This is a genomic window from Idiomarina sp. UBA3176 (genome assembly GCF_002364295.1).
GTDB classification, from domain to species: domain Bacteria; phylum Pseudomonadota; class Gammaproteobacteria; order Enterobacterales; family Alteromonadaceae; genus Idiomarina; species Idiomarina loihiensis.
The window spans coordinates 51,445-63,224 of sequence record NZ_DEXU01000020.1; the positions used below are offsets into that span (position 1 = coordinate 51,445).

At 47.8% G+C, this 11,780-nt stretch carries 12 protein-coding genes; 6 read left to right on the forward strand and 6 right to left on the reverse strand.

Features of this window, described 5'->3' with window-relative positions; all coding sequences use genetic code 11:
- The first annotated feature begins 25 nt into the window (after window positions 1–25).
- Window positions 26–1,918 carry a methyl-accepting chemotaxis protein gene (locus B2U97_RS08215; RefSeq protein ID WP_114982125.1) on the forward strand — a complete coding sequence of 631 codons (1,893 nt, stop codon included), beginning with the start codon at window positions 26–28 and terminating at the stop codon, window positions 1,916–1,918.
- A 26-nt stretch (window positions 1,919–1,944) separates the two neighbouring features.
- The gene (locus B2U97_RS08220; RefSeq protein WP_011233466.1) at window positions 1,945–2,373 is read left to right on the forward strand and encodes a DUF4399 domain-containing protein; all 429 of its coding nucleotides are present in this window, start codon (window positions 1,945–1,947) and stop codon (window positions 2,371–2,373) included.
- Window positions 2,374–2,375: 2 nt separating this feature from the next.
- On the opposite strand, the gene dinB is transcribed toward B2U97_RS08220, so the two are convergent.
- On the reverse strand, window positions 2,376–3,446 hold the full coding sequence (gene dinB / locus B2U97_RS08225) for a DNA polymerase IV (RefSeq protein ID WP_272988365.1): 1,071 nt from the start codon (window positions 3,444–3,446) through the stop codon (window positions 2,376–2,378).
- Window positions 3,447–3,530: 84 nt separating this feature from the next.
- Between dinB and B2U97_RS08230 the strand changes: the two genes are divergently transcribed.
- Window positions 3,531–3,956 carry a c-type cytochrome gene (locus tag B2U97_RS08230; RefSeq protein WP_011233468.1) on the forward strand — a complete coding sequence of 142 codons (426 nt, stop codon included), beginning with the start codon at window positions 3,531–3,533 and terminating at the stop codon, window positions 3,954–3,956.
- Window positions 3,957–4,177: 221 nt separating this feature from the next.
- Window positions 4,178–6,778, forward strand: a complete 2,601-nt coding sequence (locus B2U97_RS08235) for a sensor domain-containing phosphodiesterase (protein WP_034818980.1) — start codon at window positions 4,178–4,180, stop codon at window positions 6,776–6,778.
- Window positions 6,779–6,785: 7 nt separating this feature from the next.
- On the opposite strand, the gene rep is transcribed toward B2U97_RS08235, so the two are convergent.
- Window positions 6,786–8,795: a DNA helicase Rep gene (gene rep, locus B2U97_RS08240; protein WP_034818978.1), complete on the reverse strand. Its 2,010-nt coding sequence runs from the start codon at window positions 8,793–8,795 to the stop codon at window positions 6,786–6,788.
- A gap of 110 nt (window positions 8,796–8,905) precedes the next feature.
- On the opposite strand from rep, the gene B2U97_RS08245 reads away from it, so the two are divergent.
- On the forward strand, window positions 8,906–9,151 hold the full coding sequence (locus tag B2U97_RS08245; protein ID WP_011233471.1) for an accessory factor UbiK family protein: 246 nt from the start codon (window positions 8,906–8,908) through the stop codon (window positions 9,149–9,151).
- A 9-nt stretch (window positions 9,152–9,160) separates the two neighbouring features.
- The gene (locus B2U97_RS08250) at window positions 9,161–9,901 is read left to right on the forward strand and encodes a ferredoxin--NADP reductase (RefSeq protein ID WP_051018720.1); all 741 of its coding nucleotides are present in this window, start codon (window positions 9,161–9,163) and stop codon (window positions 9,899–9,901) included.
- A gap of 105 nt (window positions 9,902–10,006) precedes the next feature.
- On the opposite strand, the gene B2U97_RS08255 is transcribed toward B2U97_RS08250, so the two are convergent.
- From B2U97_RS08255 to B2U97_RS08270, 4 genes are all read right to left on the reverse strand, one after another.
- The gene (locus tag B2U97_RS08255) at window positions 10,007–10,225 is read right to left on the reverse strand and encodes a hypothetical protein (RefSeq protein ID WP_034818974.1); all 219 of its coding nucleotides are present in this window, start codon (window positions 10,223–10,225) and stop codon (window positions 10,007–10,009) included.
- Between the two features lie 107 nt (window positions 10,226–10,332).
- Window positions 10,333–10,650, reverse strand: coding sequence for a CcdB family protein (locus tag B2U97_RS08260; RefSeq protein ID WP_034818972.1), 318 nt, complete (start codon window positions 10,648–10,650; stop codon window positions 10,333–10,335).
- Entirely contained in the window at window positions 10,650–10,928 is a 279-nt protein-coding gene (locus B2U97_RS08265) for a type II toxin-antitoxin system CcdA family antitoxin (RefSeq protein WP_227016370.1), read from the reverse strand. Before B2U97_RS08265 ends, B2U97_RS08260 begins: the two co-directional genes overlap by 1 nt.
- A gap of 96 nt (window positions 10,929–11,024) precedes the next feature.
- Entirely contained in the window at window positions 11,025–11,756 is a 732-nt protein-coding gene (locus B2U97_RS08270; protein WP_110013013.1) for a DsbA family protein, read from the reverse strand.
- Between the last annotated feature and the right edge of the window lie 24 nt (window positions 11,757–11,780).

Genomic DNA, 11,780 nt, shown 5'->3' on the forward strand with positions numbered 1-11,780 from the left:
AACAATAACAAGAGAAACTCTCAAGATGCTGAAGAAATTAAAGTTCACGCAAAAGGTCATTATTGTTGCGTCGTTGATACTGGTGCTTGTGCTGGGTGTCTTCACGCTGACCAACTTTTTGCAGATGTCGAATCAAACCCGCAGTAATTTACAGCATCAAATGCAGGCTTTGTCTGACTCAGTATCAAACAATATTTCGCAGTGGTTTGATGATCGCATGAGCATTGTTCAGGCAACCGCCGATGCTTACCGTGTTGATGATTCCACAGACCGTGCTTTAGAGCGGGTTCAACAGTCCAAAGCCGCCGGTAAGTTCAAAAATGTGTATTACGGTTTGCTCGACGGTACTTTTCTGCTCGATGATCCCAGCATCGACCTGCCGGACGATTACGATGCCCGCAGCCGTCCCTGGTACCAGCTGGCGGTTGATGAAGGGCAGCCAACCTATACCGCGCCTTATATAGATGTCACAACCAATGAATTGACCATTACTGCGGTGGTACCCATGCGTCGCGATGGCCGGCTGGTGGGAGTTGCCGGTGGCGATATGATGCTGGATGAGATTTCTAACATTGTTAACGACATCGATTTTATGGGTCTGGGTTATGCCTTCTTAGTTAGCGGTGATCGAAATATTCTGGCACACCCCAACAAAGACTGGATTGAAAAATCTGTGAACGATTACGCTGGTCAGTCAGTTGCTTTTAGTTCTGATTTTTCCGAATACCGTATTGATGGAGCGGACCGCCTCGTGTCATTCCATAAAATAAAAGGTATTCAGGGAGTTGAATGGTATCTGGGAGTGGTTATTGACCGCGAACAGGCCTACAGCAACGTTTCCTCCTTTGCCTGGACCGCTATTGTTTACCTGATTATTGGCATTGTGGCAGTAGTGGTGTCATTAACCTGGTTATTGCGCTTATTACTGAAACCTTTGCGTCGTTTAAATGAGGCCGTAACCGATATGGCCCGCGGCGAGGGCGATTTAACGCAGCGGCTGCCGGTTGAGTCGGACGATGAGTTTGGCCTTGTTTCACGCCGTATGAACGAGTTTATTGAGAAAATCCAGCAAGCCTTGCTGGAAGTGAATGCGGCCGCACAACAAGTGGAAGGCAACATTCGCAGCATGGTTAAAGCGAGTGACGATTCAATGGACATTGGCAGCGAACAGGCCGGAAAAGCCAGTTCTGTTGCAACGGCGGTGAATGAACTGGGCGCGAGTGCTCATGAAATTGCCGAAAATGCTGCAAAAGCCTCTGAACAGGCAAGTTCAGGTACCGAAAAAGCGTCATCAGCGAGAGACTCTTTGCAACATAACCGCCAGCAAATTCAGCACTTGTCGGAACGTATGGATGCCTCCAGCCAGGCAATTCATACCCTGGATGAAGACACCCAGAACATTGGCAAGATCATTGAAGTTATTAAAGGCATAACTGAGCAAACCAACTTGCTGGCTCTAAATGCGGCTATAGAAGCGGCACGAGCAGGGGAAGCCGGTCGTGGTTTTGCGGTCGTAGCGGATGAAGTGCGCAGCCTGGCTCAGCGTACTTCGTCGTCGGCGGGTGAAATTGAAACCATGATAGAGCGGGTCAGAGCCGGAACACGCAGTGTTGTTCAGGTTATTCAGGAAAGTCAGGAAATAAGCAGTGCCTGTGTGTTAAGCGCGGAAGAGTCTGCTGAGCACATGTCTGAAATTAACGCCATTATTGTTACCATCGACGACGTGAATCATTCAGTCGCGTCAGCAACCGAACAACAGACTTCAGTGATCCAAACGCTCGATCGTGACATTATGGATATAAGCAGTATGAACGATCAGAGCGTAGACAATCTAAATAATACTAAGCGAGCTTGCCGTGAGCTGAATACGGCATTTGAACGCTTGGAACAATTGGTAACACAGTTTAAACTGAATTGATCGAAATCAACTATTGGAGCAAACCTATGAACAAAGCATGGATGATTGGCGCCATAGCACTACTTGGTGGACCTGTTCTGGCAACAACAGCTCAGGCAGTAGAACGTACAGAATCATCAGAGCAAGCCCAGGCTTATATTATTTCTCCGCAAAACGGGGAAGTGGTTGGTAAAACCTTTAAAGTGAAGTTTGGCTTAAGCGGTATGGGCGTAGCGCCGGCCGGTGTCGATGTGAAGAATACCGGACATCACCATTTGCTGGTTGATAAAGACGAACTGCCAGCTATGGACAAGCCTATGGGCGGTGATGTGACTCATTTTGGTGGTGGCCAGACGGAAACTACCGTGACTTTAGAGCCGGGTGAACATACGCTACAAATTATCTTAGGCGATAAGAACCACGTACCGCATAACCCGGCCGTGGTTTCAGAAAAAATCACTATTACAGTGAAATAAGACTAATCCAGCTCGAGTTCGAGTTGTAATTGCTCGTTGGGGTCAGGCAATGTTGCACTGATCCCCAACAGCCTTACCCCTTTCCCTTTTCCACGCTGCCAGGCTTCATCTAATAACTGATAAAACAAGCTGGGTGAAATAAACTGGGCACTACGGGAGACCGTTGTTTGTGTGAAGTCCGAGAACTTCAGCTTTAGTGTCTGGCTACGAATGGGCTGCTCACGCCAGTGAGTAATTTTCATTCGTTGACGCAGTTTCGGTAATAAATTGTCCTGAACATAAGCCTGAGCTGTCGATTCCAGTCGCATATCCGTTGCTAGGGTTTGTTCAACCCCGACACTTTTGCGAATGCGCTCTGTAACAACTTCGCGGCGATCCCGCCCATGGCCGCGCTCAAATAGTACATACCCGGCTTTATCACCAAGAATGGCCTGTAATTGCTGCAGCTCTATATTCTGGATGTCTTTTCCTGTGGTGAGTCCATAGTTAGTGAGCACTTGCTGACTTTTAGGTCCGACACCCGGAATTTGCTTGAGGTTTAATGCCGCAATGTAGTCGAGAACTTCTGCTGGGCGAACCACAAACTGACCATCGGGTTTGCGCTCTTCGCTGGCAATTTTGGCTACCATTTTCTGGTTTGAAATGCCGGCAGAGCCGGTTATCCCCAGCGTTTTAATTTGTTCTCGAACAAAGTCCATGGCCAAAGTCGCGCTGCCTTTAAAGCCTTCCAAATGAGTTAAGTCCAGATAAAACTCGTCAATAGAAGCAGGTTCAATGCGGGGTGTGAGTTCATGCAGAATATCCAGAACCTTATTGGACAGTTCGCGGTAGTAGTTGCCGTCAGGTCGTATAAAGGTTAATTGCGGGCACAAACGGCGGGCATGACTACCCGGCATCGCGCTTTTAACGCCAAACTGACGGGCCAGATAATTTGCCGTTGCAACGACCCCTCGTTCACCGCCGCCACCGACAGCAAAAGGGCGTGTTTTCAGGCTTGGATCGCGCAATTCTTCAGCCGAAGCAAAGAACGCATCCAAATCCAGCAAAGCTATTTTGCGAGCAATTTCAGCCAAGTGTTTATCCTTTGCACATTTGTGGTTATAATCGCATCCACTAACTGGGCGTGCAAGAACACCAGCCATTTGTAGGAGAAACCAGTGAAAGCTATGAATTCATTTTTCGTTAAGAGCGTTTTAGGCACTATTTCAATGCTGTTTGCGCTGAGTATTAGTGCGGCATCAGTGCAGGATGATATGTCACGTGAAGCGATCGCTGAGCGTATTAAGCCTTTGGGAAAACATTATGTGGCTGGTGAAAGCAGTGCTGCTGAAGAAAGCAGTGGACCGCGTTCAGGCCAGCAAGTTTATGATAAGTACTGCACAGCCTGCCATACCAGTGGTGTTATGGGAGCTCCAAAAAGAAACAACGCTGCCGACTGGCAACCACGTTTAGACCAGGGCATGGAAACGGTATTGAAGCACGCAGTTGAAGGTTTTAATGCCATGCCGCCTAAAGGAACCTGTAGCGACTGCTCAGAAGAAGAAATTCAAGCTGCAATAAATTACATGACTGAAGAAATTTAGTTTTATTTGCATCTTCAGTAACAAAAGGCCACCACTCGGTGGTCTTTTTTGTGTCAATCGACGTTAATTCGCTCTCTTAACTTCCTTCGCTAATTAATTTTTAACCAGATCTTTTCTATTTTTTGACACAGGTCTATACTGTACGACTGTTACTAAACGCAACAAGTGTTAACAAAATGTATTTCGCGGCAAGGAGTGTCAGTGTCTAAGGGTGAACCTGAATGACAGACCGTACGCATAGCGAGGAACAGCTTCAGAATATAAAAACTGAAAATGAACGCTTGCACAAAGTCATCGCCCGACTAAAGGGGTTGACCCAAAAGTATCGGTCTGCTGAAGTCGTACAAAAAGCGCTGTTCCGAATATCGGAACTGGCGGCTTCTGCGCGCGAAATGGACAACTTTTATCAGTCTCTGCACGAAATTATCGGCGAGCTGATGTACGCCCGTAATTTTTATATTTGCCTTTACGAACCTCAGGAAGAGCTGGTCGATTTTGTTTATTTTGTCGATGAAATTGATCAGGACACCTTATTTGAACGCATTCCTATAGAGCAATTGAAGAAAGGCTTAACGGGTTATGTTTTGCGAAAAGGCCAGTCTTTGCTTTGCCCGCCGGAAGTGTACCAACGCTTAATTGATAACGCCGAAATAGAAGGCTTAGGGGCAGAACATCAGGACTGGTTAGGTGTTCCGTTAAAACGTGGTGACGTGACCATAGGTGTTATGGTGGTGCAGAGCTACAGCGCTGACGTTCGTTATGACGCCTCAGATGAAGATTTGCTTACCTTTGTATCGCAACACGTGGTGAATGCGCTCGAGCGTTTAAAGCAGCGCGACTTAATGCAAAGCGAAATAGAGCACCAGACAGCTGAACTACGCCATGCGAATGAAAGCTTAATGAGCGAGATTACCATTCGTGAAAGGGCTGAGCAGCAAACCTCGGTGCTCTTTGCTATTTCCGAGCTGACCAATACCTCTGACGATATGAACGCCTTTTATCGGCAGTTGCACAGGCAAATCGGTAAATTGATTCATGCCGACAACTTCTTTGTCGCGCTTTTATCAGACGATAAAAAGTTTATACATTTTCCCTACCATGTGGATGAAACAGGCGCTAAAGCCGAACGCCGACGAGCCGGTAAAGGTTTAACCGAATACGTTATTAAAATGCGTGAACCGGCCTTTATCGACGCCCCTGTACGTCAAAAACTTCTGAAGAAAAACGAGATAGAGCTGGGCTATGGTGGTATGAAGCTGGCTAAGCAATGGCTCGGTAGCCCCTTAATGATGAACGGGCAGGTGTTTGGGGTTATAGCGGTCCAGACCTACGACGGTGACTTCTTATACCATAGTGATGACTTAGAACTACTGAACTTTGTTTCGCAGCACGTTGCCGTGGCCATTGACAGAAAACGCTCAGCGGAAGAAATTCAGCGAGTAAACCAGTTCCTTGAAAAGAAAGTGGCGGAGCGTACCGAAGAGCTGGTGTCCGAAATAGAACGACGGAAAAAGACCGAATCCAGCTTATTCCACGCAGCGCACCACGATAACCTGACCGGCTTACCTAACCGCATATTGTTCAATGAACGTTTGCAGCAGGCCGTGGCACATAAACGACGGCACCCTGAGCACCATTTTGCGGTGCTATTTGTTGACCTGGACCGCTTTAAAAATATAAACGACACGCTCGGGCACTCTGCCGGCGATGAGTTCTTGCTGGAAGTCAGCAAGCGTATAGGTGACTGCGTACGTGACAACGACATGGTGGCGCGCTTAGGTGGTGATGAATTCGTTATTCTGCTGGATACCATTACCAGTATTGATGATGCTAAAGACGTCGCCAAGCGCATGATCCAGCAAATGAGTGAACCTTTCCATCTGAACGGACAAGAGCATTACTCCGGCGCCAGTATCGGTATTGCCGAGTGTCTGGAAGAGACCGATTCGGCTGAACGGCTGTTACGCGACGCAGATGCCGCCATGTACCAGGCTAAAGGTATGGGGCGCGGGCGCTACGTATTATTTGATGACAGCATGCATGAAAACTTAGTGGACAGTGTTCGTAAAGAAACGGCGCTGCGCCATGCGAAAGTTGAGAAAGATTTCGCTGTCAGTTTTCAGCCAATAGTGAATTTAACAACAGGCGAGGTCAAAGCTGTAGAAGCTAAATTGGTGTGGGAAGACCCGCGCTACAGCTTTAAAAGTGAAGAGTTGTTACCTCTGGCCGAGCGCACTGGCCTTATTGTGAAGCTTGACCGCTTTGCTTTACGGGCAGCCAGCCAGTGGCTTGTTGAAAATAGTGTCAGTGCTGAAACTATGCTGCACCTGAATTTATCTGTGCGGCATTTATTGAAAACCAGTCACCTGAATGAGCTGGTGAATATTGTGACTGAAAGCGGTGTTAAACCAGAGAACATCGCACTGGAATTTGATGAAACCGACCTGGTCAGAGACGGCCGCCGGGTACTGGCCAGTTTAAGACGGCTTTCCGAATTTGGCTTTAAGCTGGTTATAGACAATTTTGGCAGTGGCTCCGGGCCGCTTCAGTTCTTGTATAACTTTCCGTTTACCATACTTAAGCTGGATCACCATTATATTGCTCGTTTGAGCAGCAATAACCGGGCGCAGGCCATGTTAAAGCATATCGTGACCTTGTGTCATGAGCTCGATATTGCTGTTTATGCCGATGGACTGGAAACTGAAACGCAAAAAAATGATGTGGAAAAGCAAGGTGTTATGATGGGGCAGGGCAGCTTCATTGACGAAAACTATGAAGGCACTGTAGCCAAAGACGACGACACCTCTTTCGTATCAGCTTAGTTTGGCACTACTTTTTCAGTGCGTTTTTCAGCATCTCCAAACCCTGACTTCTCTGCTCTTCACGTTCCTCGTCGGATTTTTGCTTGCGGTGTTCCCATTCTAAATCGTCCTGCGGTAACTCCAGCAAAAAGCGGCTGGGTTGTGGTTCCGTTTTTTCTCCAAACTGACGGCGCTCCTTAGCCATAGTAAAGACTAACTTATGCTGGGCGCGGGTAATGCCGACGTAAGCCAGACGGCGTTCCTCTTCAATGTTATTTTCATCAATACTGCTTTGGTGTGGCAATAGACCCTCTTCCATGCCCACTAAAAACACTTGTGGAAACTCCAGACCTTTGGAAGCATGCAAGGTCATTAGCTGCACCTGTTCAAACTGCTCGTCGTCTTCGTTACGGGACATCATATCGCGCAGTGACAAGCGGCTGACCACCTGATTCAATTCCATGGGTTCATGTTCGGCGTCGCCTTTTAGCATGTCCGATACCCAGCGGTGCAGTTCGTACACGTTTTTAATTCGCATTTCGGCGGCTTTCGCGCTGGGGCTTTGCTCAAACAACCAGTCTTCGTAGCCAATTTCGCTCAGCAGTTGTTTTACCGCGTCACTGGCGTCTTCCTGATGATCGGCGCGGCGAGCCAGGGTATCTATCATGTTGCGGAACACGTCTACATGCTGAAACACACCGGTGCTAAGCTGCGTTTTTAAATGGGGCGACTGGCAGGCTTCAAATAAGCTACAGCCTAACTCCTGCGACAAACGGCCAATACGCTCCACGGTTTGGGGACCAATGCCGCGCCGCGGGGTATTAATAATGCGCAGAAAAGCGGTGTCGTCGGTAGGGTTCACCAGCAGCCGCAGGTACGCCATAATGTCTTTGACTTCCGCGCGGGCAAAGAACGACTGGCCACCGGTAATTTTATAAGGGATGCGGTTGTTCATCAGCGCTTTTTCAAACAGGCGCGACTGGTGGTTACCCCGGTACAAAATCGCAAAGTGGTGATACGGCGTTTTGCGAAGGAACCGTTGTTTTACAATTTCGGCAACCACACGCTCTGCTTCATGCTCTTCGTTACGACCAAAAATAACGCTTATCGGCTCGCCGTACTGCATTTCTGAGAACAGCTTTTTCTCAAATACGTGCGGGTTGTTCTCAATGAGAATATTGGCGGCTTTCAGAATACGCCCGTGCGACCTGTAATTCTGCTCCAGCTTCACCACGTCCAGCTGTGGGAAGTCCTGCTTCAACAAGGCCAGGTTTTTAGGCTGCGCACCACGCCATGAATAAATGGACTGATCGTCGTCGCCCACCACGGTAAAGCGAGCGCGTTCGCCCACCAGTAACTTGACCAGTTGGTACTGGCTGGTGTTGGTGTCCTGATATTCGTCCACCAATAAATACTGAAACTTTTTCTGCCAGCGTGCGCGGGCGTTCTCGTTGGTTGCCAGTAACTGGGTCGGCAGGCGGATCAAGTCATCAAAGTCCACGGCATTACAGGCGCTCAGGTTATTCTGGTATTGCTGATAAACCTGAGCAAAGGCCTTTTCCTGATCGTTCCCGGCTTTTTGTAGAGCCAACTCCGGCGACAGCATGGCGTTTTTCCAGTGGCCTATCTGGTGCTGACAGGCTTGAATCAGCGCTTTGTCGCCCTCAAATACATCTTCAGTCAGGGCGTTAAGCAGGGCGTAGGTGTCCTGGTCGTCAAATAATGAAAAGCCGGGCTTAAACCCCAGGGTGCTGAGTTCCCGACGAATAATATTCAGCCCCAGAGTATGAAAGGTGCACACGGTTAAACCGCGCAGCTGCGCTTTCGGCAGAGTTTGCGCTATACGCTCTTTCATTTCTTTAGCGGCTTTATTGGTAAAAGTTACTGCACCAATTTGCCGGGCAGTGTAAATTTGCTGGCGGATCAGGTACGCAATTTTCTCCGTTATTACCCGGGTTTTGCCACTACCGGCGCCGGCAAGCACCAATAAAGGGCCCTGGATGTAATGTACAGCCTGGTTCTGGCGATCGTTCAGCATGGGCGCCGCGGAGTTCCTGATTCGTGAAAAAGCTGATAAGAAGCTCGGATTTTACCTGAATCTCCTGCTAAGCTAAACGCATAAGCAACGATTTACACAAAGAGAGACTTATGGACAACAAAACAATAGAGAATATTGCTCGCCAAATTAACGACAGCATGCCTGCCGGCGTCAAAGAACTGGCCGGCAATATGGAACAGCGCGTTAAACAAACCCTGCAGTCACAGCTATCTAAGCTGGACTTAGTCACCCGCGAAGAGCTGGACGTACAGCAGCAAATGTTACTGCGCTTACGTGAGCGTGTTGAACTGTTAGAAAAAGAGCTGGAAGCGACCAAGAACCAGAACAAGGACTAAGTCAGACGTATGATCCAATGGATTAGTGGGAAAGTTGTCGAGAATTACCGTTGGAGTTCTGGCGTTTTCAGTTTAAGAGTTGTGGCTGAGCCGTTTGATTTTAAGGCCGGGCAGTTCGTCCGTCTAGGTCTGAATGTGGGGGGCGAGCAACTGTTGCGCGCCTACTCGCTGGCCAGCGCACCGGGCGAAGCCATACTGGATTTTGTCATAGCCGAAGTGGAAGACGGCGAGCTCAGTACTAAGTTAGCCAAGCTGCAGCCCGGCGATAACGTGGATATTACCCAGCCCGCTGGTGGTTTTTTCACGCTGGACGAAGTGCCGGACGGCGACAGCTTGTGGATGCTTTCTACCGGAACCGGCATTGGTCCGTTCATTTCTATGCTAAGAACCGAAAAGCCGTGGGAACGATTTAAACGGATTAATCTGGTGCACGGTGTTCGTGTGGCAGAAGACCTGGTTTATCAGGGGCAAATAGAGCAGTGGCAACAAGAATACCCCGGGCAACTGGGCTACCAGCCGGTGATTACTCGTGAAAACATTCCGGGTGCTTTCTCTGCACGTATTCCTGAACTGATCAGCTCTGGTCAATTAAGTGATGCACTCGACACACCGCTGAATACCAGCGCGCAGGTGATGCTTTGTGGTAACCCCGACATGATAAAAGAGTCACGCGCCGCGCTAGCTGAATTGGGGCTTGCTAAAAACACTCGGCGTAAGCCTGGTAATGTTACGTCTGAAAACTACTGGTAATGGTTATATTTGAAACGTTTTCAAGGTGTTTGGGGCGGCAAACTTAATCGCCACTAGTTCACTTTCTTCATTATCTCTATAGCCTGATTTAGCAACGCCTTAAGGCTAGCTCCTACGAAATTGGGCTTTAAATTTCTCCAATCGGCTTTTTGCCTGCTCGTTATCAGTGAATGCGAACTGGCCAGACTCTAATTTCTGGAATGCCTGATTGACTTGTTCTGTAAGCCAGTTTTCCTGCGATAGCTGTTTTCGACGCTCTACTGCCTTCTGCGGCGCTAAGCGCTTTGTTTGTTCATCAATACGAAACTGAATTTTTGTTCCCATGATGGTTCTCTTATAAAAGTGCAGGCATAAATGCTAGTGTGCTTTGGAAGTATTATCAAATTATAGCTCTCAATTTATTCGTCAAACCTGGAAACTTGTCACTATCGTTATATTCCAAAAAATAGCAGGTCGATAGCTGCGGTGATTCTATCTCTGTCGTGGGATAAGTCGTCGACCACGTGAGTAAGCTGAGTTCTTGAAATACTGGCCATATCTTGTGTCATCAATGCGAATGTCTTTCCCTCAACGGTAACATCCGGGTTCAGCTTGGTGAGTTGGAAGGATTCAGCCAGCGGAGCGGGTATCAAAGGTATCACTAAGGTTGTCGCTAAGGCTGACAGCAGGTCACTCTGCACATCAATAAGATAGGGGTAGGTTGTGCGTGTCGCTGTATTGTTATTGGCGTAGACGGCGAATTGACTCATTAGAATTTTCGCACGCTGTCGCTGAATGTTCCGTTGCGCTCTACAAATTGATTATACGCTTCCATTGCGTCAGAGTTTTCCTTCAGCCAATGCGCTTGTTCTTTTAAACGAATTTGTTCCTTCAATGCAGACTCAAGTGTCGCCGATAAATTGATATCAAGCGATTTTGCTTTTGCCAGAAGTTCAGCGTTAATACTGACATTTGTCGGCTTCTTTGCAGGAGAAGCAGTTGTGTAAGCAGCCATTTTATCACCTGTTATTAAAAATTCGTAATCCATGCGCATCAACTATGCGCATGGATTATAGCAGAGTTAACTTCAGATGGTTAACCCTTTATCCTTGAGGCTTCATATCAGGCTGGTGATGAACACTGATTAATTCAGATTGAACTGTGTTGTCGCTATTTCTTCCAGCTTGTCATAAGGGATGTAACCAGGCATTACCTGCTGACCAATGATAATAGTCGGTGTGCCGCGAAAGCCTAAATCGCGAAACGCCGACATATTTTTGCGGATAACCGCCTCGCTCTCGCCGGACGGTGACAAAAAGGCCTCGGTACTCGTGACTTGCGCAACACTTTGCAGTGAATCAGCGGTGTGCATGCCCGACTTTTTCATCATTAAGTTGTGAGCTTCAAAGAATGCCTTAGGGTCATTGCGCCAAAGGTTTAGCCCATAAAGAGCTGAGTTGGTTTTGAGCCCATCAACCTGCTGTTGGCGCAATGGCACAAAAATGTTCACAACCTGAATAGACGGGTATTCCTCAATCAGTTTATGAAGGCCAGGCTCTAACTTCTTGCAAAACGGACAGTTGTAGTCGGTAAACACAATGATTTTATGCGGCGCATCTTGGTCACCTAAAATTGGATGTGCCGCCGACTGATACAGCCATTCCTGGTGGTTAGCAAAGGCATTTTTCTGCTCACTTTGCTGTTCTAAAAAGCGCTGCAAGCCTCTGTGAATGTTTGAGATTAGCTGCGGGTTTTCACGCAATAGCTGTTCGACTTTCTCCAAACCTTCTTCTTGTTGTGGGTTTAAATCTTGCGCAAATACGTTGCTGCTAAAGATAAAAGCAACGATGAAAAACGTTTTATAGATAAAATTCATACAACTTTCCTACTTAAAAATGAG